Source organism: Mesorhizobium helmanticense (assembly GCF_003034915.1).
Taxonomy (GTDB): Bacteria; Pseudomonadota; Alphaproteobacteria; order Rhizobiales; family Rhizobiaceae; genus Mesorhizobium; species Mesorhizobium helmanticense.
Window position 1 is genome coordinate 68,073 of sequence record NZ_PZJX01000040.1, and the last position, 25,183, is coordinate 93,255.

The window sequence follows — 25,183 nt, forward strand, 5'->3', positions numbered from 1 at the left end:
GATCGCCCGGCCTCAGGGCCGCCGTTCCAGCAGGACCGTCGCGGCGTCGTGATAGGTGGTTCGCAGGACTTCCCGGTAGCCGCTTTTGGCCGCGACGTTGAGCGAAGCGGTATTTTCCGGATCGATGATGCATACGGTTCTGGCGCGCCCGAATGTTTCGTCGCCCCAGACAAGGATCCGCCCGACGACCTCGCTGGCCAAACCCTGGCCATGCGCGTGGGGAGCCAGCGCCCAGCCCGCTTCCGGCACGCCCTCGATCGACGGTTCGATATCGCGCTTCAGATCATGAAAGCCGGCCTCGCCGATGAATCGGCCGCTCGCCTTGTCCTCGATCGCCCAGAAGCCGTAGCCCAGCATCGACCATAGACCTGAATGGCGCAGGAAACGCATCCAGCTTTCCTCCCGCGTGCGCGGCTTGCCGCCGACGAAACGGGTGACGGCCGGATCGGCCCACATGGCGACATAGCAGTCGAAATCATCCAGCCGGTGCGCCCGCAGAAGAGTGCGCTCCGTCTCGATGACCGGCACGCCGGCTGCTTTCGAACTGCTCATGGGTCCTGCCTCGCTGCGCCTGACCCCGGAACCGCCCCCGGTTCTGGAAAGGATCATGCGCAAATTGAAAGTGCTTGGCAACTTGCTTGCGTCGAACAAGAGCCAAGGCCGTGCGGACCACCTTCCAGCGCGCAAAACCGACACCAGGCAATGGCGATGCAAAGGCTGATGGTCGGTCCGCGCTATGGGAATCTTGCCGAACGATGCTACCCTCCCCGGGGGCTGATTCAGCGCCTCGGCGCATACCGTCCGACGGAGAGAGAAAGCACATGGACACCACCGATCTTGTGCTGGCCATCATCCATCATCTGCTGGTGTTTTCGCTGGCGGGCATCATCGGCGCCGAATTTGTCCTGATCCGCGGCGACTTGCCTGCTGCAACGCTCCGCCGCCTCGTCGGCATCGACCGCCACTATGGCATCATCGCCATGTTGATCATCATTGTCGGCGTCAGCCGCGTCATTTACGGCCTCAAGGGCTGGGAATTCTACGTCTACAACTGGGTGTTCTGGGCGAAGATGGCGGCCTTCGCCATCGTCGGCCTCTTGTCGAACATCCCGACCGTCCGCTTCATCTCCTGGAACAGGCAGGCAGTCGGCAATTCGGCCTTCGCCGTGCCGGCGGCTGAATTGGCCTCGGTGAAAACCTATGTTCGCGCCGAAGCCTTCGTTTTCCTGACGATCCCGGTCTTCGCCGCGGCGATGGCGCGCGGCTATGGCTACTAGATCCATGATCCCGAACCGACAATCCGCGCCCGCACGGTTGCGGATATCGGCAGTTTGCGGTTTGAGTCCGATTGCAATGTGCTAGCCTGCGCTAGTTGTTGTTTTATCCGCGGCAGGTGTCGAGAGGAACGCCGCGCAGCGGCTGGAAATTCATATCTTGGGAGGAAATCACGATGAGAAGATTTATCGCCGCTCTGGCTGCCGCCGCGGCCGTTACGCTTTATCCCCTGGCGGCGGGCGCGCAAACCTATCCTGAACGCAGCATTACCGTCGTGGTGCCGTTTTCGGCCGGCGGCCCGACCGACACGGTCACGCGCCTCGTCGCGGAAGCCATGTCGAAGGATCTCGGCCAGCAGGTCATCGTCGAGAATGTCGGCGGCGCCGGCGGCACGCTGGGCGCGGGCCGCGTCGCCAACGCCGAGCCGGACGGCTACACGCTGCTCCTTCATCACATCGGCATGGCGACAAGCGCCACGCTCTACAGAAAGCTCGCCTACGACACGCTGAATGCCTTCGAATATGTCGGCCTCGTCACCGAGGTGCCGATGACCATCGTCGGCCGCAAGGATCTCGAGCCGACCGATCTGAAGGGGTTGGTCGACTACGCCAAGGCCAACAAGGACACCATCACCGTCGCCAATGCCGGGATCGGAGCGGCCTCGCATCTGTGCGGCATGCTGTTCATGAGCGCCATCGGCACGCCGCTGGTCACCGTGCCCTACAAGGGCACCGGCCCGGCCATGACCGATCTTCTCGGCGGCCAGGTCGACATCATGTGCGACCAGACCACCAACACCACCAAGCAGATCCAGGGTGGCACGATCAAGGCCTATGCCGTCACTTCGCCGCAGCGCCTCGATGTGCTGCCGGACGTGCCGACGACGACGGAAGGCGGCCTTCCCGATGTGCAGGTCGGCATCTGGCACGGCCTCTATGCACCGAAGGGCACGCCGGCCGAGATCACCGAGCGCCTGTCGAAATCGCTTCAGGTCGCCCTGAAGGACCAGAATGTCGTCGCCCGCTTTGCCGAACTCGGCACCAAGCCGTCATCAGAGGCCGACGCCACGCCGGCCGCGCTGAAGGCCAAGCTGGAAGGCGAGATCACGCGCTGGAAGCCGATCATCGAAGCCGCCGGCCAGTACGCCGACTGAGGTCTTGAGACGGGGCGCCACCAGCGCCCCGTTTTCGCTTTGGTCACGCGCTCTGGGAGGAACGCCATGAAACCTTTCGCAATAGACAGGACCAACGGCCTGTGCGCCGTGCTGTTCATCCTGTTCGGCGTATTTTTCGCAGTTCAGTCGCTCGGCCTCGAAATCGGCACCGCCTTCCGCATGGGGCCGGGCTATTTCCCGCTGGTCCTGGCGATCGTGCTGATCCTGCTTGGCGCCATCATCCTTATCCAGGCAGTGCGCTTCGAGAGCGAGCCGATCGGCCACATTGCCTGGCGCGGCATGCTGTTCATCCTGCCGGCTCCGATCTTCTTCGGTCTGACTGTGCGCGGTCTCGGCTTCATCCCGTCGATCTTCCTGACGGCGCTGATCGCATCCTTTGCCAGCGGCCGCATGAAGCCGCTGACCGCGCTCGTGCTGTCGATAGGTCTGACGCTGTTCGCATTCCTCGTCTTCAGCTACGCGCTCGGGCTGCCGTTCCGGCGCTTCGGTCCATGGCTGGCATTTTGAGGCGCTGAGATGGAACTCCTCGACAATCTGGCGCTCGGTTTCTCCACGGCTACATCGCTGGCAAATCTCGGCTTTTGCCTGATCGGGGTGTTTCTCGGCACGCTGATCGGCGTCCTGCCCGGCATCGGCGCCACCGCGACCATTGCCATGCTCCTGCCGATCACCTTCCAGATCGGTGACCCGGTCTCCTCCCTCATCATGCTCGCCGGCATCTATTACGGCGCGCAGTATGGTGGTTCGACCACCGCCATTCTTATCAACATGCCCGGCGAATCCTCGTCGGCCGTCACCGCGATCGACGGCTACCAGATGGCCAGGAACGGCCGCGCCGGCGCGGCGCTCGCGATCGCGGCGATAGGCTCGTTCTTTGCCGGCACCGTGTCGACCTTCCTCGTCGCCATCTTTGCCCCGCCGCTGACGGCGATCGCGTTGCAGTTCGGCGCGGCCGAGTATTTCTCGCTGATGATCGTCGGCCTCGTCTCGTCCGTGGCGCTCGCCCACGGCTCGATCGTCAAGGCGCTGGCGATGGTCGTGCTCGGCCTGCTGCTCGGCATTGTCGGCACCGACATCTACACCGGCACGCCGCGCTTCACGCTCGGCATCCGCGAATATGCCGACGGGCTGAATTTCGTTGCGGTGGCGGTCGGCGTCTTCGGCGTCGCCGAGATATTGCGCAACCTCGAAAACGAGCATGAACGCTCGGTGCTGATCCGCAAGGTCTCCGGCCTAATGCCGACCCGCGATGACTTTCGCCGCATGGCGGCGCCGATAGTGCGCGGCACGATCATCGGTTCGGCGCTTGGCATCCTGCCGGGAGGCGGCGCCATCCTGGCGGCCTTCGCCTCCTACACGGTCGAAAAGCGCATATCGAAAAACCCGGCGGAATTCGGCAAGGGCGCCATCGCCGGTGTCGCCGGACCCGAATCGGCCAACAACGCAGGTGCGCAGACCTCCTTCATCCCGATGCTGACGCTCGGCATTCCGGCCAACCCGGTCATGGCGCTGATGATCGGCGCGATGATCATCCAGGGCATCGTCCCCGGCCCCAATGTCGCAACCGAACAACCGGCACTGTTCTGGGGCATTATCGCCTCGATGTGGATCGGCAATCTGATGCTGATCATCCTGAACCTGCCGCTGATCGGGCTCTGGGTAAAACTGCTCACCATCCCCTATTACGTGCTCTTCCCGATCATCATGGCGTTCTGCTCGATCGGCGTCTACAGCGTCAACACCAATGTCTACGACCTCTACGCCGTCGCCTTTTTCGGCTTCCTCGGCTATCTCCTGACCAAGCTGCGCTGCGAACCAGCACCTATGCTGCTCGGCTTCGTGCTTGGCCCTCTGCTCGAGGAAAACCTGCGCCGCGCCATGATCCTCGCGCGCGGCGACCCAAGCACCTTCGTGACGAGACCGATCAGCGCCGGCCTGCTCCTCATCGCGCTCGCCGTGCTCGTCATCGTCTTCCTGCCCGCGGTCAAGAAGAAGCGTGAAGAGGTATTTGTCGAGGAGACTTAAGCTATCGAGGCCTCGTCCGCCGGCCCGAGCGGTACGATCTCGACCAGCGGCGCCGGGACGCTTGTCGTCTTCTCCTCCGCCTTGCAGATGTCGGCGATCACGCAGGCCGGACAATCCGGCTTGCGCGCCTTGCAGACATAGCGGCCATGCAGGATCAGCCAATGATGCGCGTGGCGCATATAGTCGTCCGGAATGATTCGCAACAACCCTTGCTCGACCTGTTCCGGCGTCTTGCCGGGCGCCAGACCAAGCCGGTTGCCGATGCGGAAGATGTGCGTGTCGACCGCCATCGTATGCTGGCCGAAAGCCATGTTGAGCACGACATTGGCGGTCTTGCGCCCGACGCCAGGCAGCTTGACCAGTTGGTCGCGATCGTCCGGCACCTCGCCGCCATGGTCGGCGATCAGCGCCTGCGACAAGGCAATGACGTTCTTGGCCTTGTTGCGCCAGAGCCCGATCGTTCTGATGTAATCGCCGACCTTGGCCTCGCCCAGCGCCAGAATCTTTTGCGGCGTATCGGCCACCTTGAACAGCGCCCGCGTCGCCTTGTTGACGCCGGCATCGGTGGCCTGTGCCGAAAGCACGACGGCCACCAGGAGCGTGAAGGCGTTGACATGTTCGAGTTCGCCTTTCGGCTCGGGCCGCTGCACGGAAAACCGCCGGAAAATCTCGTGCACTTCGGCCGGGCTGTAGCGGGACCGCACCGGCCGGGGCCGCGGCTTGGCGTTCGAGCCGTCGCGCCGGCCGGGCGGCAGGTCATTTTTGGCTGTCGGGGAATTTTTGGGCATCGAAGATTTTTTGGACTTGGGGCTCGCCATTCCCTTCCTATAATATCCCGGCATGAGCGACACAAACGCCTCTTTCCAGGCCGACGAGCCATTCTTCCACGCCTTGCTGACGCCGCACCGCTCTCTCGGCCGCACCGGCTTTGCCGTGCTGATGGGTGCGCTGCTGTTCGGCTGGCTGGTCACCGGCGCGTTTTTCCTGTCGCGCGGCGCTTGGCCGGTGTTCGGCTTCTTCGGACTGGATGTGATTGCCGTCTACATCGCCTTCCGCGCCAATTACCGCGCCGCCCGCGCCCGCGAGGAGGTGTCGGTCTCGCGCACCAGCCTCGACATCCGCAAGACCGCGCCGTCCGGCAAATCGGAAGCGCATCGCTTCAACCCGTTCTGGGCGCGTTTTTCGATTGCCCGCCACGCCGAGATCGGCATCACCAGGATGGCGGTGGAAGCACAGGGGCAGAACGTGCCGATCGGCGGCTTCCTCAACCCCGACGATCGCGAAAGCTTTGCCACAGCCTTTTCAAGGGCGCTGGCGACCGCCAAGGCGCGCTAAAACCGATACTATAAAGCCTGCCTGTCCCCCGGTGATGGTCTGCGCGGATCGAAGCCAGCCCTATCTGGGCACGTGCGGCAGGAAGGCAAGTTTCGGGTGGCGATCCATGGGCCGAAGGACGATATTCGCGATCAAGGAGATAGACCCATGAACGCCCAGATGCCCCTCAAGACGACAGCAATTCTTCAAAAAGACATCACACCCGAAGGCGGCGACTATGAAGTCGTCCGGCGCGCCATCGAGAAGATCAGCCTCGATTACCGCGACCAGCCTTCGCTCGAAATATTGGCGGAGGAAGTCGGCGAGACGCCGACCGGCCTGCAAAAGCTCTTCACCCGCTGGGCCGGGCTGTCGCCCAAGGCCTTTCTACAGGCGGTCACGCTCGACCATGCGCGCAGGCTGCTCGATTCCGGCTTGCCGCTGCTCGAGACGTCGTTCGAAGTTGGCATGTCCGGCCCCGGCCGGTTGCACGATCTCTTCGTCACCCATGAAGCGATGTCGCCGGGCGATTACAAGACGCGGGGCGCCGGCCTCACCATCCGCTACGGCTACCACATCTCGCCCTTTGGCGTCGCCCTGATCATGGTCACCGACCGCGGCCTTGCCGGCCTCGCCTTCAACGATGCCGGCGGCGAGCGCGCCGCCTTCGCCGACATGTCCAGCCGCTGGCCGAACGCGACCTATGTCGAGGACATGGCCGCCACCGCGCCCTATGCCGCGCGCATCTTCGATCCGGCGCTGTGGCGCGCCGACCAGCCGCTGCGCGTCGTCATGATCGGCACCGATTTCCAGGTCCGCGTCTGGGAAGCTCTGCTGCGCATTCCGATGGGCAAGGCCTGCACCTATTCCTCGATCGCCGCCCGCATCGGCGCACCGAGCGCCAGCCGGGCGGTGGGTGCCGCTGTCGGCGCCAATCCGATGTCCTTCGTGGTGCCGTGCCACCGGGCGCTCGGCAAGTCCGGCGCGCTCACCGGCTACCATTGGGGCCTGACCCGCAAACGCGCCATCCTCGGCTGGGAAGCGGGACAGGTCGGCCCCTGATGAAACGGCCTTAGGGCTCGGAGTCCAGGTCCTCACACCAGACCGCGCAAGATCATCCCGCGCGGTCTGGCAAGCAGCGATCTTACAAGATAGCTTCCGGCATATTCAGCAGGAGGCTTTCCTTGATCATCGTTGTCGGCTCGATCAATCTCGACCTTATCGCCAATGTCGACCGCTTGCCCGCACCCGGAGAGACGGTGCGCGGCTCCGGTTTCGCCACCGCACCCGGCGGCAAGGGCGCCAACCAGGCGCTGGCCGCAGCGCGCGCCGGCGCCAAGGTGCGCATGGTCGGCGCCGTCGGCAAGGATAATTTCGCCACTGAAGCGCTGGCGCTGCTCAGGGACGGCAAGGTCGACCTGTCCGGCGTCGGCGAAACCTTTGCCTCGACCGGCATAGCCGTGATCATGGTCGGCGACGACGGCGAGAACGTCATCGCTGTCGTGCCGGGCGCCAATGATTCCGTTCTGCCAGGGGATCTCTCCAAGGCCTTCGTCAAAAAGGGCGATGTTATGCTCCTGCAGCAGGAAATCCCGCTGCAGACCGTCGATGCGGCGCTTGAGGCAGCGCGGGCAGCCGGCGCCATCACCGTGCTCAACACGGCGCCGTTCCGCGGCGAGGCCGCCCCTTTCCTCGGCAAGGCCGACTACCTCGTCGCCAACGAAACCGAATTCGACCTTTACGGCGAGGCACTGTCGTTGAAAGGCCGCGACCGTCCGGCGCGGATGCGCGACTATGCCAAGAAAACCGGCCGCGCCATTGTCGTCACGCTCGGCGGCGACGGCGTGCTGGCAGCGACACCAGAGGATTTCCTGACCGTACCGGCGCTGAAGATCACCCCTGTCGACACGGTCGGCGCCGGCGATACGTTCTGCGGCTATTTCGCCGCCGGCCTGGCGTCAGGCCTGCCGCTCGAACAGGCGCTCGCCCGCGCCGCCATTGCCGGCTCGCTCGCCTGCCTGAAACCCGGCGCCCAGCCGGCGATCCCATTGGCCAGGGATGTCGACGCCGCCTCGCGTAAATCGGCCAGCTAGAGGGCGAGATGACAAGCAATCGCCCTGCCACGAAACACGCCGCGCCGGCTGCCGGCGATATCTGCCGTCTGTCGGCGACCGAGCTTGCCGAAGCGATCAGGCAGCGCCGCCTCTCGGTGCGCGAGGTGGTGACGGCATTCCTCGACCGCATCGAGGCGGTCAACCCGCTGGTCAACGCCATCGTGTCGCTGCGCGATCGTGCCGATATTTTGCCCGAGGCCGACAGCGCCGACGCCCATCTGGCACGAGGCGGAAATGCCGGATCGCTGTTCGGCCTGCCGATCGCCATCAAGGACCTTGCACTGACAAAAGGCCTCAGGACCACCTTCGGCTCGCCGATCTTCGCCGATTTTGCACCTGAGGAGGACGACTTCTTCGTCGAGCGTGTCCGCAAGGCCGGCGCCATCATCATCGGCAAGACCAACGTTCCAGAATTCGGGCTTGGCTCCAACACCTACAACAGCGTGTTCGGGCCGACGCTTAACGCCTTCGATCCGGCTCTGACCGCCGGCGGATCGAGCGGCGGCGCGGCTGTATCGCTGGCGCTCGACATGCTTCCCGTCGCCGATGGCAGCGACTTTGGCGGCTCGCTACGCAATCCGGCCGCCTACAACAACATCTACGGCTTTCGACCGTCGCAGGGACTTGTTCCGGCCGGGCCGGACCTCGATGTCTTCCATGCGCAGATGGGTGTCGAAGGGCCGATGGGCCGCAACGTGCGCGACATGGCACTGCTGCTTGACGAACAGGCCGGCTACCATCCGCGTGCGCCGCTCTCGCATCACAAACAGGGCTCTTTCCTGCAGGGGCTGCAAACCCCCGCGGCTGGCGGCCGCATCGCCTGGCTCGGCGATCTCGGCGGTCATTTGCCGGTTGAGGCAGGCATTCTGCCGCTTTGCGAGGCCGCGCTCGGCCGCTTCGCGGACGTGTCCTTTCAGACCGAAGCGCTGTTGCCGGAATTCGACTTCGAAGCACTTTGGCAGGCCTTCGTGACGCTGCGCCAGGCAAGCAGCGGTTGCGCGCTCAAGGCGCACTACGACGATCCCGTCAAACGCCCGCTTCTGAAGCCGGAAGTCGTGTGGGAAGTGGAACAGGCGCAACGCCTCACGGCGCCGCAGGTCCACGCCGCCACGGTTAGGCGCTCATCCTGGCATAAAACGCTGCTGTCGCTGTTCGAGCGTTTCGATCTTATTGTCCTGCCCACCGCGCAGGTCTTTCCCTTCGAGGTCACGACCCATTGGCCAAGCCAGGTGGCGGGACACGCCATGGACAGCTATCACCGCTGGATGCAGGTTTCCGCCTTCGCCACGCTTGGCGGTTGCCCGGCGGTCAACGTGCCCGTCGGCTTCGACGGCGCGGGCAGGCCGATGGGCATGCAATTGATCGGCCGGCCGCGCGACGACATGGCCGTGCTGAAAGCGGCAGCGGCCTATGAGACCACGCTGCCCTGGGCGGCCGGAGCCTCCTGAGGTCAATTCCGCTTCGTCGGCGATCTGTCGCGCCGGCTTGCACCGGCTTCGCCGCCATGCATTGATCGCGGTCAGCCGCTTCGCATAGCGGCACTCTGTCGAGGAAAACCCATGTCGCTGGAACTCTACATCACCTATCTCGTCGCTTGCATTGTCATCATCCTGGTGCCCGGACCGACGGTGACGCTGATCATCTCCAACAGCATCCGCCATGGCTCGCGCGCCGGTCTTGCCAATGTCGCCGGCACGCAGGCCGGCCTTGCGATCATGATCGCCATTGTCGGCATCGGCCTGACGTCGCTGATCGCGGGCATGGGCCACTGGTTCGAATGGGTGCGGCTGATCGGCGCCGCCTACCTGATCTGGATGGGCGTGCAGATGTTCCGTTCCAAAGGCAGGCTGAATGCCGACGGGACGGCGAGGAAACCGCGCGGCGGCTTCTTCCTGCAGGGTCTGCTGGTGGCGCTCAGCAATCCCAAGACGCTGGTGTTCTTCGGCGCCTTCTTTCCGCAGTTCATTTCTCCCGAGGGCAATTACGCGCTGCAGATTGGCGTCATGGGCCTCACCGCCATGATCTTCGCCGCCGTATCGGATTCGACCTATGCGCTCGCCGCCGGCCGCGCCGGGCGTCTGCTGTCGGCCAGCCGCATCAAGCTGATGTCCAGGATCAGCGGCGGCTTCCTGGTCGGTGGCGGCCTGTGGCTGGCGTTTTCGAAAGCGAAGTAAGGCACCTTTCCCTTCTCCCTGTGGGAGAAGGGACGACGGCCCTAAAGCCGCCCCAGCCTTTCCACCAGCATTGCAAAGAACGCATCATGGTCGATGTCGCGCATCACCATGGCGTTCTTCGTCCGCTTGGTCACGCCCCACCAGTCGATCACGGTCATGCCCATGGTGAGCTCCGAGGCCGTTTCCACGGTGACGCTGCAGTTGCGGCCCTTGAACAATTCCGGCTTCAACAGATAAGCGATGACGCAAGGGTCGTGCAGCGGGCCGCCGTCGGTGCCGTATTTCTCCTCGTCGAACCGCTCGAAGAACTCCAGCATCTCGGCAGTGGCCGTGCCGACCCTGGTGCCGAGCTTGCGGAAGGCTTGGGTGCGCGTGGCGGTGGTCAGCGCCTTGTGGGTGACGTCGAGCGGCATCATGACGATCGGAATGCCGGACTTGAACACCACATCGGCGGCTTGCGGGTCGACATAGATGTTGAACTCGGCGGTCGGTGTGACATTGCCGCCCTCGAAGAAACCGCCGCCCATCAGCACGATCTCCTTGATGCGCGGCGCGATCCTCGGCTCGCGAATCAGCGCCAACGCGACGTTGGTGAGCGGCCCGAGCGCACAAAGCGTGATGGTGCCGCTTTGTTCCTTCATCAGCGTCTCGACGATGAAATCGACCGCATACTGGTCCTGCAGCTTCATCTTTGGCTCGGGCAAGTCAGGCCCGTTGAGGCCGGTCTTGCCATGCACTTCCTCGGCGGTGACCAGTTCGCGCACCAGCGGCCGGATGGCGCCGGAATAGACCTTGATGTCGGGCCTGCCGGCCAGTTCGCAGATCTTGCGGGCATTCTTTTCGGTGAGCTTCAGCGGCACGTTACCGGCGACGGCGGTGATGCCGACGATCTCAAGCTCGGCGCTGCCGAGCGCCAGCAATATGGCGACGGCGTCGTCCTGGCCGGGATCCGTGTCGATGATGATCTTGCGGGGTTGGGGCATTTCAATTCCTTGTCTGGGGAGTCTTTTTGGGCGGGTTTTTTGATGGCTTGAACTTGATGGCGGGGCGGACCATATCAAGACCATCGGGAAAAATGCCATCCGGGTTTTTCCGCTTTATGTCGCTCTCAAGAGGACACTGTAACATGAGCCGAATGACGCCCTTCTCAAGCCCGCTTCTCCTGGGGTTCGATGCTATGGAAAAGACCCTGGAGCGTCTGGCGAAGTCGGGCGACAGCTACCCTCCCTACAACATCGAGCGCCTCAGCGGCGCCGACGGCAAGACCGAAAGGTTGCGCATCACGCTCGCCGTCGCCGGTTTCGCCGAAAGCGATCTCGATGTCACCACGGAGGAAAACCAGCTGGTCGTGCGCGGCCGTCAGAACGACGACACCGAGCGCGAATTCCTTCATCGCGGCATCGCCGCGCGCCAGTTCCAGCGCTGTTTCGTGCTGGCCGACGGCATGCGGGTGATCGCGGCGGAGCTGAAGAACGGGCTTTTGTCGATCGACCTCGATCGGCCCGAGTCCGAACGGCTGGTACGGAAAATAAACATTTCGGTGAAAGACTGACCCTTACCACTGCATCGGCCGAAAGTACGGTGCAGCAAATTGAATGGCTCTCATGCGAGGCGGCCTTGAGCGGCGTCCTCGCGCCAAGGAGGCTTGAAATGACCAGAACTGACGAAAATCTCACCATGACCAGCGGCGAGTTCGCCCATCTTGGCGAAGGCTCGGTCGCCTATCTCAGGAAAGTGTCGAGCGATGATTTGCGCGGCCGCTTCCCGGGCCTTGGCGAAATCGCGCCCGGCTTGGAATTGTGGGCGCTGTTTGCCGCCAACGGCCAGCCGATCCTGCTTTCCGACGCCCGTGACCGGGCACTGGCGGGCGCCATGGAAAACGACCTGACCACCGTCGCCATTCACTGACAAACAAGGCGATCGGGTTGGAAACGGACAGGGCCGCCCGCGGCGGCCCTCAACAGGTTTTTAACCAAACAACCAGCTATTAGGCAGAACATCAGGCTGCGTGCGAGGCTTGCGTGTCCGACAAGAGCGCATGGATTGCGACGGCGTCGCGCGTACCCCTGATCTTGGCCACCGTGTCGGCATCGCGCAGCACCCGCGCAATGCGCGACAGCGCCTTGAGGTGATCGGCGCCGGCGCCCTCGGGTGCGAGCAGCAGAAACACCAGATCGACCGGTTGGTCGTCCAGCGCCTCGAAATCGACCGGCGTCTCCAGCCGCGCGAATACCCCGGCGATCCGCTTCACTCCGGCCAGCTTGCCGTGCGGAATGGCGATGCCATTGCCGACGCCGGTCGAGCCCAGCCGTTCGCGCTGCAGGATGGTATCGAACACCTCCCGCTCCGCAATACCGGAAATCGCCGCCGCTCTTTCGGACAAAAGCTGCAGAAGCTGCTTCTTGGAGTTCGCCTTCAACGCCGGCATGATCGCCGGAACGTCGATAAGATCGCTCAGATCCATGCTTGAAAATCCCTTGTTCGCCTGCCGTCGCCAGTCCTCGCCCCCTCGCGCGGCCGGCTCCTTGTCCCTGTGCGGCCTAGGCCGTCATCCCGATGCGACCCTGGTCGTCATCCCTGTGCGACTTTGGTCGTGGATGGGTCGATCCAGCCGATATTCCCATCCGGCCGGCGATAGACGATGTTGAGATGTTCGTTTCCGGCATTGCGGAAGACGAAGACCGGGCTGTCCTTGGTGTCGAGCTCGATGACGGCAGACGCCACCGACATCGTCTGCAGCGTCATGGTCGATTCGGCGACGATGGCCGGAGCAAAATTCTCCGGGATGTCCTCATCATCGTCGGCAAGCGGCGCCATCACCGTATAGGCGATATCGGTGGGCTCACCATTGGAACTGCCAGAATTGTGCGATTTCAGGCGCCGCTTGTAGCGCCTGAGGCGGGTTTCGAGCCGGTCCGCCGCCGCCTCGAAAGCCAGCGTCGGATCCTGCGCATCGCCGGTCGCTTGCAGCGAGGCACCGGAATCCAGCCGAATCATGCAGTCGGCCGAATAGCGCGATCCCGATTTGATGACGGTGACATGTCCTGAAAAGCCGCGGTCGAAATATTTTCCGATCGCCTCGCCGACACGGTCGTTGATGCGCGTACGGAACGCATCGCCGATATCCATGTGTTTTCCCGATACGCGCAATTTCATCTGAAAACTGACCTTCCTTGCTCAGGCTTCAAACTGTCCCGAGTTTATACTCGTGGTCTGTGCGCACAAGCTTTGCGGCGTCACTTGCGCCGATTTTAAATCCGAACTTTCCGGTTGATCACAAGCCGCCTTCTTGGCCGTCCCGTGGCCTACGTCGTGACGGACCATTCGCTTGCGGGCATCAAGCCCGCCTCATGCGGGCGGGCTTCTAGCCACTTCATTGCAGCTTGTCAATGAAGCGCGAAAACTGTGGAAATCTGGCGCCTGTAGGGATGGGGCTATCGCCCGGCGCTGGCCAGCGCGCGTTTTTCGCGCCGCCGTTGCACCGATGAGGGAATGTTCATGCCTTCCCGATACTTGGCGACCGTGCGCCTGGCGATATCGACGCCGCTTTCCCGCAACATGTCCACGATAGCATCGTCGGAAAGCACGTCGACGGGCTTTTCCTCGTCGATCAGCTGCTTGATGCGATCGCGCACCGCTTCCGACGAATGCGCGTCGCCGCCGCCCGACGACGCAATCGAAGCGGTGAAGAAATAGCGCAGTTCGAACACGCCGCGCGGCGTCAGCATGTATTTGTTCGCCGTGACCCGGCTGACGGTCGATTCGTGCATGCCGATGGCGTCGGCCACCGTGCGCAGGTTCAGCGGCTTCAGGTGCCGCACGCCGTGCACGAGGAAAGCGTCCTGCTGGCGCACGATCTCGGAAGCGACCTTGAGGATGGTCTTGGCCCGCTGGTCGAGGCTGCGCGTCAGCCAATTGGCGTTTTGCAGGCACTCCGCCAGGAAATCCTTTTCCGTCTGGTTTTTGGCATGCGGCGAAACCTGCGCGAAATAGATATGGTCGACCAGCACGCGTGGCAGCGTCTCGGCATTGAGCTCGACCGTCCAGCTCCCGTCATTGGCCGCCCGCACCTCGACATCGGCGACGATCGCATCGCTGGCGCCGCCCGAAAACGCCATCCCCGGACGCGGATCGAGCGCCCGGATCTCGGCCAGCATGTCGAGCAGATCCTCCTCATCGACCCCGCAGATCCGCTTCAGCGTCTGGAAATCGCGCCGTGCCAACAGTTCGAGATTGGCGATCAAGGCCTTCATAGCGGGATCGAGCCGATCGCGAATGGCAAGCTGCAGCGCCAGGCACTCGGCGAGATCGCGCGCGAAGATGCCGGCCGGTTCAAAGGCCTGGCAGACCGCCAGCACCTTCGCCACCGCTGCTTCGTTCGTGCCTAGGCGGACGGCGATCTCGGCCATGTCGGCGCGCATGTAGCCAGCCTCGTCGAGGCCATCGGCAAGCTCACCAGCGATCAGGCGTGCCGCCGGGTCGGCGAAAGCCAGCGCGACCTGTTCGCCGACGTGATCGCGCAACGTGATCGCGGCGGCAGCCATGTCCGCCGCGTCGAAGCCTTCGGACGACGACGAGCTGGACCCGTTGCCGGACGCCGATTTCCATTGCGCTGTCAGGTCGGGACCGAGCCGTTCGCTCGTGCCGGGATCGTCGGGGAACAGGTTTTCCAGGGAGGTATCCAGCTTTTCCGAGATCGCCTCGGCGCTCCACGCCGTCTCTGTCTCGAACCAGTCGCCGACCACTTCCGGCGCGGCGTCGGCCTTCTGCGCCTGGTCGCTGGCGGCATCGTCCTGCGGCTCGGCACGCTCAAGCAGCGGGTTGCGCTCGATCTCGTCGTCGATGAAGCGCTCGAGCTCGACATGGGTGAACTGCAGCAGCCGGATCGACTGCATGAGTTGCGGCGTCATCACCAGCGACTGGGACTGTCGTAGCTGTAATTTTGCCGCCAACGCCATGGTCTGGTTCAAACGCCCCTTCTACGCATCAGGACTTTACGCACGCGAACTGCCGGAAAAAGAATTTTCGCCGGCACGCATGAAACTGGCCCGGCTTTTGCTTGTCAAGACGACGGCGAGCAAAACCGGCTCAGACGAGCGTTATCTCCGAGAAAACTCAACAAACTGACCGAAGATTCCCGAAAAATCATGCCGAGACATGATTTCACGCTCAGAGCGTAAATCCCTCGCCGAGATAAAGCCTGCGCACATCCGGATTGGCGACCACTTCGTCGGCCCGGCCATGGGTCAGCACTTGGCCGGCATGAATGATGTAGGCGCGGTCGATCAGGCCGAGCGTTTCGCGGACATTGTGATCGGTGATGAGCACGCCGATGCCGCGTGCCGTCAGATGGCGCACAAGCTGCTGGATATCGGCCACGGCGATCGGATCGATGCCGGCGAAAGGTTCGTCGAGCAGCATATAGGCAGGACGCGTCGCCAGCGCGCGCGCGATCTCGAGGCGCCGCCGCTCGCCCCCCGACAGCGACAGCGACGGGGCCTTGCGCAGATGGCTGATATGGAATTCCTCGAGCAGTTCATCGAGGCTGCGCTCGCGCTCCTTGCGGCTCTTTTCGACCACTTCGAGCACGGCACGGATATTTTGTTCCACGCTCAGGCCGCGAAAGATCGACGCTTCCTGCGGCAGATAGCCGATGCCGAGGCGGGCACGCCGGTACATCGGCATCGAGGTGACGTCGAAGCCGTCGATCTCGATCGTGCCTTCGTCGACCGGCACCAGGCCGGTAACCATGTAGAAGCAAGTCGTCTTGCCGGCGCCGTTGGGGCCAAGCAGCCCGACCGCCTCTCCGGCACGCACACCTATCGTCACCCCGCTGACGACCTTGCGGCCCTTGTAGCTCTTGGTCAGGCCCTTGGCGATCAAGGTGCCCTTGAACTTTGCCGCATCGACAGTGACCGTGGCCGGCGCCGCGAGTTTGCTGGCGGCGCGTCCTGGAAGACGCGCCAGCAGCGATGACAGGCCGGCCATCAGTTCTTCGCTGCTCCCGACTTCGCCGGCGGCGTGATCGACATCATGACGCGCCCGCCGCAGGCATCGACCTGGGCCAGGCCGCTCTTCATCTGCACGGTGAGCTTGCAGCCGACCAGCACATTGTCGCCTTGCGAAAGCACGACCTTGCTGCCTGAAAGCACCAGCACTTCGCTCTTCATGTCGAAGGTGCCGCGGTCGCCGGTGGCGACCTGGTCGTCCGATTTGATGTAGACCTTGTTGTCGACTTCCAGATGGTCGATGTTGGCCGAGCCGGTCATCGCGGCGCCCGCGGCCGCCGCGCCCTTGGCGGCGGCGTCCTTGGCGGCGCCGGCGTCCTTGACATAGTAGACCGTCATCTTGCCGGCCTTGAGCACGGTCGGCCCCTGGACGACGCTGACATTGCCCGTGAACACGGCAACGCTCTCCGCCTGGCGGACCTCGAGCTTGTCGCTTTCGATCTGGATAGGCTTGTCGCCGGACAATTTGAGGCCCGACAATTGGCTGGTGGTCTTGGATTGCGCCAGCGCCGGCGCCATTCCCAGGACGAGTGCCAGGATCGGCAACGCCGAAGCCGTAGCCACGAACCGTGCCGAACTAGTGAGCCGCATTGGTTTCTCCGCTCTCTGCCTCTGCCGCCTTCAAGCTGGCGGGATCGATGTTGACCTGCACCTTGTTCTCGAAAACCACGATCTTGCCATTGTCCTGAATCGACATCGATTGCGCGGTGATCCGCGACCCGCCACGGCTGACATCGACGGGGTCGCTCGTCTTCATAGTGCCTTTGCCCATGTCGAGAAAGATCGATTTGAACTTTGCCTCCAAGCCATCGGTGGTGGTGATGGTGACATCGCTGGTCAGGTTCATCGTGTTGCCGTCGCGATTGTAGATGCCGTGCGAGGCATTGATGGCCGCCACATTGTCGGTCGAGATCGGCAATTTGGCGTTGATACCCTCCAGATCGATGATGCCTTGCTTGCCGACGTCCTGTATGGCGCGCAAGGCCGTCATCGAATAGGGCAGCTTCTCTTTGGTGAACCCGTTGAGCTTGGGATTGGCCATCACCAGCTTGCCATTGGCAAAGGCGCTGCCATCGGTCTGGATTGAGAACGATACAGGGGCCGCGAGATAGGAATAGACCGGGAAAGCGACCGCGATCACCGTCGCGATCAGCGGCACCGCCAGCTTCAAGACACGCACGCGGCGCGAATGGCGCTGGGCGACGTCGAAGGCGTCGCCCCGCGTCGGGCCTACGGCCGGGGGTGCCAACTCCGCCTCGGTGTTGGTTGGTTCGATCGGTCTGGCCAACATGACTGTTTCTTCTAAACCCCTGCCCGCAAGCCCCCTATAGGTGGGATGCTAACGTCCCCAAGCAAGCACAAGCCGAGGAAAACCGCAAAAATGTGACGATTTTGCTAAGCGAACGAAAATGCACCCGGCGCAATCTGCACGTCATACCAGATATGGGCGCAATGCGTTAGAGCCTGGGCAGGCGCTGGTATCCCATGACATTCCGGTTTGCGAATGTCCGAGGCTTTGTCTTTGACGCAGGCGTCAGGAAACGGTAGCCGGGCGCGGGTGGTTGCTTTAAAAGCATCTCTTCCCACCGACGACGAGGCTGACCATGGCACTGAGAGCCGACGACCTGATCGACCGCCGCCGCTTGCGCCGCAAGCTGACATTCTGGCGCGTTGCCGCGCTTGTTGTCGCGGCAGCCGGGTTGATTGCCTTTTCGACCTGGATCTACGGCGACGATTTCACCGGCACGGCGGTCGACCATATCGCCAAGGTCAAGATCGAGGGCACCATCACCGAGGACGAAGAGCTGATCAAACGGCTAGAGACCATCCGCCAGTCCTCGAAGGTGAAAGCTGTGATCCTGTCGATCGATTCGCCGGGCGGCACCACCGTCGGCGGCGAATCAATCTACGAGGAAGTGCGCAAGCTGGCCGCCGACAAGCCTGTCGTGGCGCAGGTCGGCACGCTCGCCGCGTCGGCGGGCTACATGATCGCAACCGCGACCGATCATATTGTCGCGCGCCAATCCTCGATCGTCGGCTCGATCGGCGTGCTGATCCAGTATCCTGATGTCAGCGGCCTCATGGACAAGCTCGGCATCAAGCTGGAGGAGGTGAAATCCTCGCCCCTGAAGGCCTCGCCCTCGCCCTTCAAGCCGACCAATGATGATGAACGCGCCATGGTCCGCAAGCTCATCCTCGACAGCTATGACTGGTTCGTCGGCATCGTCGCCGAACGCCGCAAGATGAGCCATGAGCAAGCTCTCGCACTCGCCGACGGGTCGATCTTCACCGGCCGGCAGGCTGTCACCAACAAATTGATCGACGCGGTCGGCGGTGAGACCGAGGCGATCGACTGGCTCGCAACCAAGGGTGTCGATGCCAAGCTCAAGGTGGTCGAGTGGAAGAATACCGAAGCGCGCGGCGGCTTCCTGTTCTCCAAGGCGATGGCGAAAACCATCGGCAGCGCACTCGGCCTGCCGGACTATGGCGGCGACGTCATTCATGAACTTGGTGCCGACCGCTTGTTTCTTGACGGTCTCGTTTCCGTCTGGCACCCTTGAGGGGCCGTCTGGGACAGGTGAAAAAACAAATAAAATCATCCTCATAATTTTGACGGCAGTGTTTTCACGGGGAGCCTTCTGATGATCAAATCCGAACTTGTGCAGATTATCGCCACGCGCAATCCGCATCTTTTCCTGCGCGACGTCGAAAACATTGTCGGCGCGATTTTCGACGAGATTACCGACGCCCTTGCCGAAGGCAACCGGGTCGAATTGCGCGGCTTCGGCGCTTTTTCGGTGAAAAACCGCCCCGCCCGCACCGGCCGCAACCCGCGCACCGGCGAATCCGTCGAGGTCGAGGAGAAATGGGTGCCGTTCTTCAAGACCGGCAAGGAATTGCGTGAACGGCTGAACGGCGGCAAATAGGCGCCGCATCCGCGGCAAATCGGCCTGTCGACAAGTTCTTCCGACGGAAAAAACATGTTCAATCGCTTCATCCTCATCGTGGTCTTTGTGCCGCTGGCCATCATCCTGATTGCGCTGGCCGTCGCCAACCGCGAGTTGGTGGCCTTCACGCTCGACCCGTTCAACCCCGGCAATCCGGCACTGACGCTGACGTTGCCGCTGTTCATCTTCCTGTTCCTGGCTCTTGCCGTCGGCATGATCGTCGGCAGCCTGGCGACATGGGCCAAGCAGGGCCGCTACCGCAAGCTGGCGCGTCAGCGCGGCGTCGAGGCCGAGAACCTGCGCCAGGCGGTCAGCCGTGCACCGTCAGTGCCGCAAGGCCCGGCCCAGGGGTCAGCCTTGCCGAAGCCAACAAACTGAAGGTCGGTTTGGCGTTTTTTCCTCCACGGAGCTTTTAATGCTGATCATTTCGGCCGCCGAGGTCGATCATGCGCTCACCTTTCCCGGGCTGGTCGAGACGCTGCGCACTGCCTTTCGCGACGGGGCCGTGCAACCGGTCAGGCATCACCATACGGTCGAACGGCCCGATGGCGCGGCCTCGACGCTGTTGCTGATGCCGGCCTGGACCGACTTCAACGCCGCCGGCACCTCGGCGGGCGGCCATATCGGCGTCAAGATCGTCACCGTGTCGTCCGACAACAATGCCCTCGGCAAGCCCGCCGTGATGGGGCTTTACCTCCTGCTCGACGGCGCCACCGGCGAGCCCGAAGCCATGATCGACGGCCAGCGGCTGACGCAGTGGCGCACGGCCTGCGCCTCGGCGCTGGCGGCCTCCTATCTCGCCCGCGAGGACGCTTCGCGGCTGCTGGTGGTCGGCGCCGGCGCGCTGTCGCCCTTTCTCGCCAAGGCGCATTCGGCGGTGCGGCCGATCAAGACCATCCGCATCTGGAACCGCACCCCGGCCAATGCCGAAAAAGTTGCGGCAAATTTGCGCGCCGAAGGTTTTGCGGCTGAAGCCGCCAGCGATCTCGACGCCGAACTCGGCCAAGCCGATATCGTCTCGTCGGCGACCATCACGACCGCACCGCTGATCAAAGGCGCGCTCCTGCGGCCGGGAACCCATGTCGACCTGGTTGGCGGTTTTACGCCCGATATGCGCGAAAGCGACGACGAAGCGATTGCGCGCGCCCGCGTCTATGTCGACACCCGCGCCAGCGCCACCAAGGAAGCCGGCGACATCGTCCAGCCGCTGGCCTCCGGCGTGCTGAAGCCGGACGCCATCGTGGCTGACCTGCATGAACTGGCGCGCGGCGAGAAGAGAGGCCGCCAGAGCGCCAGCGAGATCACGCTTTTCAAATCGGTGGGTGCTGCCCTCGAGGACCTCGCCGCCGGCATTGCCGTCTACGGGGCGCTCCGTCAGTAGCGTTTGCGGCTTCTCACTGGCGCCGTTCGCCGTCGAAGAATCGACCTTTGCGGTCGAATTTCTTGATGGCCTCGGTCGTGACGGGCGTGAACAAGTTGACCAGATTTCCATCCGGGTCACGCAGCAGCAGCGATCGATTACCCCATGGCATTGTCGTCGGCACCTGTACGAAGTCGTCGACAGCGTTCGCCAGCCTGCGATATTCCGCATCGACGTTATCCACGCGAAACTCAATGATCGCGGACCGATTGGAGGCAGGCTGCGCCACATCCGCCCCGAACAGCGCCAAGGTGCGCGTACTGCCGATCGCCAGCGTGCAGGAGGTCGTCGCCAGCTCGGCGAAATCCTCGGTAAACCACTTGGAAGTGAGCCCGGTGATCGTTTCATAGAATTCCACCAGAGGCCGGATCTGGTCGGTAATGATACGGATTGAAACGAAGTCCATCTTGTTCTCCTCTGTCCGAATTCCGGTTTGACAGAACGCTTGTTGCACGACCCTGCTGCCAGCCTGATGTCAGCAGAATTGTCACTATGGACGGTGCTCGTGATGCTCCACATCGTCACCGTGAACGAATGTGATGGTTCCCGACGGGAACGCCTTTGGCGTGGCCTCGTTGTCTGGAGATGACGGAGATACGCGGGTTTCTGTTGTTCTGGTCGATCCTCACCGCCACGGTCGCAGCGCTCAGCCTAGGACCATCTTTCGCTCATGTCCTGGAATCGCTTCCTCAACTGACGAAGTGGTCACCTTCCCTTTGGCGCGAAGCCACCGTCTTCAACGGCCAGTTCTTGCTATTTTTGGTTATTGGCGCACCCCTGGACCTGGCAGCGATTGGTTGCCCAGGGCTTCTCGCATGGATGTTGCGTGACGATCGCCCGGCGTGTTGGTTCGTCTTGGCCGCAAACTTGCTGTATGCAGCGTCGCTCGCAGCGTGGTCTGTTCTCGTCAAACCGGCCAATGATGTCCTGGCCACCTGGGTTCCCGGACCGATCCCGGACAACTTCGAAGCGATCCGGCTGCGCTGGGAAACCGGCCATATGGTCGTGGCTGGCATCAAGGCCGCGGGTTTCATATCGCTGATTGTCGGCTTGCTTTCCATCAGGCATGGCTGACCTTTCCGGATGCCGTCCGGCAACCGCGTTTGTTGCGCCGCTGGATGGGCTGTGGCAGAAGCGGGCCAAGCCGCCGTCCGGAGATGCTCCGTCTTGAAACCTTTTCGCGACAAACGCCGCGATAGCCGCTCGCAGTTCGCGAAAAGCGGAGCGGAACAGCCGCGCCCGCGGGAGGCTCACGCAGCGGCCAGGCCGGATGCAAAACCGGGCGAGCGCCATGAGACGAGAGACCGGTCCGAACCAAAGGCAGCGCCGCGTGTCCTTTCCCGCCGCGACGGCGCCCTGCCCGCCGAACGTCTTCCGATAATCCTCGAAGTGGCGCCCAACGCCGACTACGCGCTGCTCGACTGCGGCGCCGGGCAAAAGCTTGAACAATACGGCCCCTACCGTATCGTGCGGCCCGAGGGCCAGGCGATCTGGCAAAAGGCGCTGCCGGCAAGGGACTGGGACCGTGCCGACGCCATTTTCACCGGTGATACCGACGAAGAAGGCATCGGCCGCTGGCGCTTCCCCAGGACGCCGCTCGGCGAGACCTGGCCGATGAAGCATGACGGCATCGACTATCTTGGCCGTTTCACCTCGTTTCGCCATGTCGGCGTCTTTCCCGAACAGGCCTCGCATTGGGACCACATGGCCGGACTGATCGCGGCGGCGAAGCGACCGGTAAAGGTATTGAATCTGTTCGGCTACACCGGCCTTGCTTCGCTGGTGGCGGCCCGCGCCGGCGCCGAGGTCACTCATGTCGACGCCTCCAAGAAGGCGATCGGCTGGGCCCGCGAAAACCAGGAGATGGCCGGCCTGTCGCAAAAGCCGATCCGCTGGATCGTCGACGACGCGGTGAAATTCGCCGAGCGCGAAGAGCGCCGCGGCAGCCGCTACGACATCGTCCTGTTCGACCCGCCGGCCTATGGCCGCGGCCCCAAGGGTGAGGTCTGGCAGCTGTTCGAGGATCTCCCTGCCCTGACCGACCTTTGCCGCTCGATCCTGACGCCAAGACCACTAGCCGTGGTGCTGACCGCCTATTCGATCCGCGCCTCCTTCTTCGCCATCCATGCCCTGATGCGCGACACTTTTGCCGGCATGGGCGGCACGGTCGAATCCGGCGAACTGATCATCCGCGAACAATCCGCCGGGCGGGCGCTGTCGACCTCGCTGTTCTCGCGCTGGGTGGCTTGAATGCCCGGGGGTTCCGAATGAACGAGCGGCCCACAGGCGCGCCAGGCCAGGTGAAAGAGGTCACCAGCCTCGCCAACCCGCTGATCAAGGACATCAAAGCGCTGGCGCTCAAGAAATTCCGTGACCAGCAGAATGCCTTCATGGCCGAGGGACTGAAGCTGGTGATCGATGCGCTCGATCTCGGCTGGCAGATCAAGACGCTGGTTTTCGCCAAGGCCGGACGGGGCAATGCGGCGGTGGAAAAGGCCGCGGCGCGCACGGTTGCCGCCGGCGGCACCGTTCTCGAAGTTTCGGAAAAGGTGCTTGTCGCCATCACCCGCCGCGACAACCCGCAGATGGTGGTCGGCGTCTTCTCACAGAAGATCCTGCCGTTGAAAGACATCCGCGCCCGGGATGGCGATGTCTGGGTGGCGCTCGACCGGGTGCGCGATCCCGGCAATCTCGGCACCGTCATCCGCACAGTCGACGCCGTCGGCGCCAGGGGTGTCATCCTGGTCGGCGAGACCACCGATCCTTTTTCCGTCGAGACCGTGCGCGCCACCATGGGCTCGATCTTCGCCGTGCCGGTCGCCAAGGCGACGCCGGAGGCCTTCCTTGCCTGGCGAAAAGGCTTCCCGGGCCTCGTCGCCGGCACGCATCTGAAGGGCGCGGTGGACTACCGCTCAGTCGATTTTTCCAAAGGCCCGGTGCTGCTGGTGATGGGCAACGAGCAGCAGGGCCTGCCCGACAGCCTCGCCGAAAGCTGCGACAGACTGCTCAGGATTCCACAAGCCGGCCGCGCCGATTCCCTCAATCTCGCGGTGGCGACCGGCGTAGTGCTGTTCGAAATCCGGCGCGGCGCGCTGAAGCTGGAGCCGGAGGACAACAAATCGTGAAATCATGGTCTCCCTACGCACTGCTGGTCGTTGCGGCAGTAGCACTTGACCAATGGGTGAAATACCTGGTCGAGACTGGCCTGCCCTTTCAGGAAAAGCTCGATCTTGTGCCGTTCCTGGCGCTTTACCGCACCTACAACACCGGCATTGCCTTCTCGATGTTTTCGTCCTTCGGCGACACGGGCCTGGTGATCATCGCAACCCTGGTTGTCGCTTTCGTGCTCTATCTCGCGGCCCGCACCCCGGCCGGCCACCTGCTTGCCCGCGTCGGCTTTGCGCTGATCATCGGCGGCGCGCTCGGCAACCTGCTCGACCGCGCCGTCCATGGTCATGTCATCGACTACATTTTGTTCCACACGCCGGTCTGGTCCTTCGCCGTCTTTAACCTTGCCGATGCCTTTATCTCGGTGGGAGCGGCTTTGGTTGTCTTCGACGAACTCATCGGCTGGCGACGCGAAGCCCGGCCTCAAGATCCGAACGCCAAAGGTCCTGACGCCTGAACGATTGACCTCAGCCACCTGCCGCCACACATTCGAAAGCCCGAGGAGAAAAAATGTCCGAAACCTTCAAAGCCATTCTCGTCTCGCGCGACGCCGAAAAGAAGCAATCGGTCGCCGTAACCGACCTGACCGAAGCCGACCTGATGGAAGGCGATGTCACCGTCGCCGTCGAGGCAACGACGGTGAACTACAAGGATGGGCTGGCCATAACAGGCAAGGCGCCGGTGATCCGCCGCTGGCCGCTGGTACCGGGCGTCGACTTTGCCGGCACCGTCACCTCGTCTTCCCATGCCGACTGGCGCAAGGGTGACAAGGTCATTTTGAACGGCTGGGGCGTCGGCGAAACACATTTTGGCGCCTATGCCGGGCGTGCCCGCATCAAGGGCGACTGGCTGGTGCCGTTGCCGGACGGCATGAGCCCGCATGATGCCATGGCGGTCGGTACGGCCGGCTACACGGCCATGCTTTGCGTCATCGCGCTGGAGCGGCACGGCATCGTCCCCGATCGCGGCCCGGTGGTGGTGACGGGCGCCGCCGGCGGTGTCGGTTCGGTCGCTGTCTCGATCCTGTCCAGCCTCGGCTATCATGTCATTGCCTCGACCGGCCGCAACGCCGAAAGCCCCTATCTGATCGAGCTCGGCGCCGCGGAGGTGATTTCGCGCGACGAGCTTGCCCAGCCGGCCAAACCGCTCGCCAAGGAACGCTGGGCCGGCGGCGTCGACGCGGTCGGCAGCCACACCCTGGCCAATGTGCTGTCGATGACCTCCTACGGCGGCGCGGTCGCCGCCTGCGGCCTGGCCGGCGGCATGGACCTGCCGGCAAGCGTCGCCCCCTTCATCCTGCGCGGTGTCAGCCTGCTCGGCATCGATTCGGTGATGGCGCCGAAGGCGGTCCGCATGGAGGCGTGGCGCCGCATCGGTACGGACCTCGACCACAAGAAGCTTGCCAGCCTGTCCACGACCATCGGTTTCGACGACATTATCGGCGCCGCGCATGACATCGTCGAGGGCAAGATCCGTGGCCGCGTAGTGGTGGATATGTGAGCTTCATCTTTAGCTGGGGGGCGGCAAAAACCGCGCGACCGCTAAAATTCGAACGATCCGCCA

The 25,183-nt window shown here is 63.3% G+C and carries 31 protein-coding genes; 21 read left to right on the forward strand and 10 right to left on the reverse strand.

The genetic code is table 11. From position 1 onward, the window contains the following. Positions 1-12: 12 nt before the first annotated feature. Positions 13-552 carry a GNAT family N-acetyltransferase gene (locus C9427_RS21750; RefSeq protein ID WP_107651148.1) on the reverse strand — a complete coding sequence of 180 codons (540 nt, stop codon included), beginning with the start codon at positions 550-552 and terminating at the stop codon, positions 13-15. A 269-nt stretch (positions 553-821) separates the two neighbouring features. Between C9427_RS21750 and C9427_RS21755 the strand changes: the two genes are divergently transcribed. From C9427_RS21755 to C9427_RS21770, 4 genes are all read left to right on the forward strand, one after another. Then, positions 822-1,277 (forward strand): DUF2214 family protein, encoded by a 456-nt coding sequence (locus tag C9427_RS21755; RefSeq protein ID WP_107651149.1) that lies wholly within the window; start codon positions 822-824, stop codon positions 1,275-1,277. A gap of 173 nt (positions 1,278-1,450) precedes the next feature. Beyond that, entirely contained in the window at positions 1,451-2,428 is a 978-nt protein-coding gene (locus C9427_RS21760; protein ID WP_107651262.1) for a tripartite tricarboxylate transporter substrate-binding protein, read from the forward strand. Positions 2,429-2,494: 66 nt separating this feature from the next. Continuing rightward, complete coding sequence (locus C9427_RS21765; RefSeq protein ID WP_107651150.1) at positions 2,495-2,956, forward strand: tripartite tricarboxylate transporter TctB family protein; 462 nt, start codon at positions 2,495-2,497, stop codon at positions 2,954-2,956. A 9-nt stretch (positions 2,957-2,965) separates the two neighbouring features. Beyond that, positions 2,966-4,474 carry a tripartite tricarboxylate transporter permease gene (locus tag C9427_RS21770; protein ID WP_107651151.1) on the forward strand — a complete coding sequence of 503 codons (1,509 nt, stop codon included), beginning with the start codon at positions 2,966-2,968 and terminating at the stop codon, positions 4,472-4,474. On the opposite strand, the gene nth is transcribed toward C9427_RS21770, so the two are convergent. Beyond that, positions 4,471-5,292 (reverse strand): endonuclease III, encoded by an 822-nt coding sequence (gene nth, locus C9427_RS21775; protein ID WP_107651153.1) that lies wholly within the window; start codon positions 5,290-5,292, stop codon positions 4,471-4,473. The two genes, C9427_RS21770 and nth, sit on opposite strands and share 4 nt — an antisense overlap. A gap of 22 nt (positions 5,293-5,314) precedes the next feature. Here nth and C9427_RS21780 point away from each other — a divergent pair, with 22 nt between their 5' ends. The 5 genes from C9427_RS21780 to C9427_RS21800 all read left to right on the forward strand — a co-directional run bounded on the left by C9427_RS21780 (position 5,315) and on the right by C9427_RS21800 (position 10,076). Further along, positions 5,315-5,809 (forward strand): DUF2244 domain-containing protein, encoded by a 495-nt coding sequence (locus C9427_RS21780; protein WP_107651154.1) that lies wholly within the window; start codon positions 5,315-5,317, stop codon positions 5,807-5,809. A 147-nt stretch (positions 5,810-5,956) separates the two neighbouring features. Continuing rightward, positions 5,957-6,850 carry a methylated-DNA--[protein]-cysteine S-methyltransferase gene (locus C9427_RS21785; RefSeq protein ID WP_107651155.1) on the forward strand — a complete coding sequence of 298 codons (894 nt, stop codon included), beginning with the start codon at positions 5,957-5,959 and terminating at the stop codon, positions 6,848-6,850. Positions 6,851-6,972: 122 nt separating this feature from the next. Continuing rightward, on the forward strand, positions 6,973-7,881 hold the full coding sequence (locus tag C9427_RS21790) for a ribokinase (RefSeq protein WP_107651156.1): 909 nt from the start codon (positions 6,973-6,975) through the stop codon (positions 7,879-7,881). A gap of 8 nt (positions 7,882-7,889) precedes the next feature. Next, positions 7,890-9,350, forward strand: a complete 1,461-nt coding sequence (locus C9427_RS21795; RefSeq protein WP_107651157.1) for an amidase — start codon at positions 7,890-7,892, stop codon at positions 9,348-9,350. Between the two features lie 111 nt (positions 9,351-9,461). Beyond that, entirely contained in the window at positions 9,462-10,076 is a 615-nt protein-coding gene (locus C9427_RS21800) for a LysE family translocator (protein ID WP_107651158.1), read from the forward strand. 41 nt (positions 10,077-10,117) lie between these two features. Here C9427_RS21800 and C9427_RS21805 read toward each other — a convergent pair whose 3' ends face one another. Further along, positions 10,118-11,059 carry a nucleoside hydrolase gene (locus C9427_RS21805; RefSeq protein ID WP_107651159.1) on the reverse strand — a complete coding sequence of 314 codons (942 nt, stop codon included), beginning with the start codon at positions 11,057-11,059 and terminating at the stop codon, positions 10,118-10,120. 143 nt (positions 11,060-11,202) lie between these two features. On the opposite strand from C9427_RS21805, the gene C9427_RS21810 reads away from it, so the two are divergent. After that, positions 11,203-11,628 carry an Hsp20 family protein gene (locus C9427_RS21810; RefSeq protein WP_006339191.1) on the forward strand — a complete coding sequence of 142 codons (426 nt, stop codon included), beginning with the start codon at positions 11,203-11,205 and terminating at the stop codon, positions 11,626-11,628. A gap of 98 nt (positions 11,629-11,726) precedes the next feature. Further along, a complete protein-coding gene (locus C9427_RS21815) occupies positions 11,727-11,984 on the forward strand; it encodes a BQ00720 family protein (protein WP_097576888.1) in 258 nt (85 codons plus the stop codon). A gap of 91 nt (positions 11,985-12,075) precedes the next feature. On the opposite strand, the gene ptsN is transcribed toward C9427_RS21815, so the two are convergent. The 3 genes from ptsN to rpoN all read right to left on the reverse strand — a co-directional run bounded on the left by ptsN (position 12,076) and on the right by rpoN (position 15,034). Beyond that, complete coding sequence (gene ptsN / locus C9427_RS21820) at positions 12,076-12,540, reverse strand: PTS IIA-like nitrogen regulatory protein PtsN (RefSeq protein ID WP_107651160.1); 465 nt, start codon at positions 12,538-12,540, stop codon at positions 12,076-12,078. A gap of 107 nt (positions 12,541-12,647) precedes the next feature. Further along, the gene (gene hpf, locus C9427_RS21825) at positions 12,648-13,232 is read right to left on the reverse strand and encodes a ribosome hibernation-promoting factor, HPF/YfiA family (RefSeq protein WP_097574252.1); all 585 of its coding nucleotides are present in this window, start codon (positions 13,230-13,232) and stop codon (positions 12,648-12,650) included. A 278-nt stretch (positions 13,233-13,510) separates the two neighbouring features. Further along, positions 13,511-15,034, reverse strand: coding sequence for an RNA polymerase factor sigma-54 (rpoN, locus tag C9427_RS21830; RefSeq protein WP_107651161.1), 1,524 nt, complete (start codon positions 15,032-15,034; stop codon positions 13,511-13,513). Between rpoN and C9427_RS34150 the strand changes: the two genes are divergently transcribed. Beyond that, a complete protein-coding gene (locus tag C9427_RS34150; RefSeq protein WP_167434430.1) occupies positions 14,970-15,203 on the forward strand; it encodes a hypothetical protein in 234 nt (77 codons plus the stop codon). The two genes, rpoN and C9427_RS34150, sit on opposite strands and share 65 nt — an antisense overlap. 42 nt (positions 15,204-15,245) lie before the next feature. Here the strand turns inward: C9427_RS34150 and lptB are convergent, their stop codons facing one another. The 3 genes from lptB to lptC are packed head-to-tail and all read right to left on the reverse strand — an operon-like array spanning position 15,246 to position 17,375. Then, the gene (lptB, locus tag C9427_RS21835; RefSeq protein WP_107651163.1) at positions 15,246-16,064 is read right to left on the reverse strand and encodes an LPS export ABC transporter ATP-binding protein; all 819 of its coding nucleotides are present in this window, start codon (positions 16,062-16,064) and stop codon (positions 15,246-15,248) included. Next, on the reverse strand, positions 16,064-16,675 hold the full coding sequence (locus C9427_RS21840; RefSeq protein WP_107651164.1) for an LptA/OstA family protein: 612 nt from the start codon (positions 16,673-16,675) through the stop codon (positions 16,064-16,066). Before C9427_RS21840 ends, lptB begins: the two co-directional genes overlap by 1 nt. Beyond that, positions 16,662-17,375 (reverse strand): LPS export ABC transporter periplasmic protein LptC, encoded by a 714-nt coding sequence (lptC, locus tag C9427_RS21845; RefSeq protein WP_097574256.1) that lies wholly within the window; start codon positions 17,373-17,375, stop codon positions 16,662-16,664. Before lptC ends, C9427_RS21840 begins: the two co-directional genes overlap by 14 nt. 313 nt (positions 17,376-17,688) lie before the next feature. Here lptC and sppA point away from each other — a divergent pair, with 313 nt between their 5' ends. The 4 genes from sppA to lhpI all read left to right on the forward strand — a co-directional run bounded on the left by sppA (position 17,689) and on the right by lhpI (position 20,413). Then, positions 17,689-18,645 carry a signal peptide peptidase SppA gene (sppA, locus tag C9427_RS21850; RefSeq protein WP_107651166.1) on the forward strand — a complete coding sequence of 319 codons (957 nt, stop codon included), beginning with the start codon at positions 17,689-17,691 and terminating at the stop codon, positions 18,643-18,645. Between the two features lie 81 nt (positions 18,646-18,726). After that, on the forward strand, positions 18,727-19,011 hold the full coding sequence (locus C9427_RS21855; RefSeq protein ID WP_006200394.1) for an integration host factor subunit beta: 285 nt from the start codon (positions 18,727-18,729) through the stop codon (positions 19,009-19,011). Between the two features lie 54 nt (positions 19,012-19,065). Then, positions 19,066-19,410: a DUF1049 domain-containing protein gene (locus C9427_RS21860; protein ID WP_107651168.1), complete on the forward strand. Its 345-nt coding sequence runs from the start codon at positions 19,066-19,068 to the stop codon at positions 19,408-19,410. A 37-nt stretch (positions 19,411-19,447) separates the two neighbouring features. After that, a complete protein-coding gene (gene lhpI, locus C9427_RS21865) occupies positions 19,448-20,413 on the forward strand; it encodes a bifunctional Delta(1)-pyrroline-2-carboxylate/Delta(1)-piperideine-2-carboxylate reductase (protein ID WP_107651170.1) in 966 nt (321 codons plus the stop codon). A 13-nt stretch (positions 20,414-20,426) separates the two neighbouring features. On the opposite strand, the gene C9427_RS21870 is transcribed toward lhpI, so the two are convergent. Next, the gene (locus C9427_RS21870) at positions 20,427-20,858 is read right to left on the reverse strand and encodes a VOC family protein (protein ID WP_107651172.1); all 432 of its coding nucleotides are present in this window, start codon (positions 20,856-20,858) and stop codon (positions 20,427-20,429) included. Between the two features lie 179 nt (positions 20,859-21,037). Between C9427_RS21870 and C9427_RS21875 the strand changes: the two genes are divergently transcribed. The 5 genes from C9427_RS21875 (at position 21,038) to acuI (ending at position 25,120) form a co-directional block, all read left to right on the forward strand. After that, complete coding sequence (locus C9427_RS21875; RefSeq protein WP_107651174.1) at positions 21,038-21,526, forward strand: hypothetical protein; 489 nt, start codon at positions 21,038-21,040, stop codon at positions 21,524-21,526. A gap of 93 nt (positions 21,527-21,619) precedes the next feature. Then, entirely contained in the window at positions 21,620-22,702 is a 1,083-nt protein-coding gene (locus C9427_RS21880) for an RsmD family RNA methyltransferase (protein ID WP_107651176.1), read from the forward strand. 17 nt (positions 22,703-22,719) lie between these two features. Beyond that, positions 22,720-23,577, forward strand: coding sequence for a TrmH family RNA methyltransferase (locus tag C9427_RS21885; RefSeq protein WP_107651177.1), 858 nt, complete (start codon positions 22,720-22,722; stop codon positions 23,575-23,577). Further along, the gene (lspA, locus tag C9427_RS21890) at positions 23,574-24,077 is read left to right on the forward strand and encodes a signal peptidase II (RefSeq protein WP_107651178.1); all 504 of its coding nucleotides are present in this window, start codon (positions 23,574-23,576) and stop codon (positions 24,075-24,077) included. Before C9427_RS21885 ends, lspA begins: the two co-directional genes overlap by 4 nt. A gap of 53 nt (positions 24,078-24,130) precedes the next feature. After that, positions 24,131-25,120 carry an acrylyl-CoA reductase (NADPH) gene (gene acuI / locus C9427_RS21895; protein WP_107651179.1) on the forward strand — a complete coding sequence of 330 codons (990 nt, stop codon included), beginning with the start codon at positions 24,131-24,133 and terminating at the stop codon, positions 25,118-25,120. Positions 25,121-25,183 lie beyond the last annotated feature (63 nt).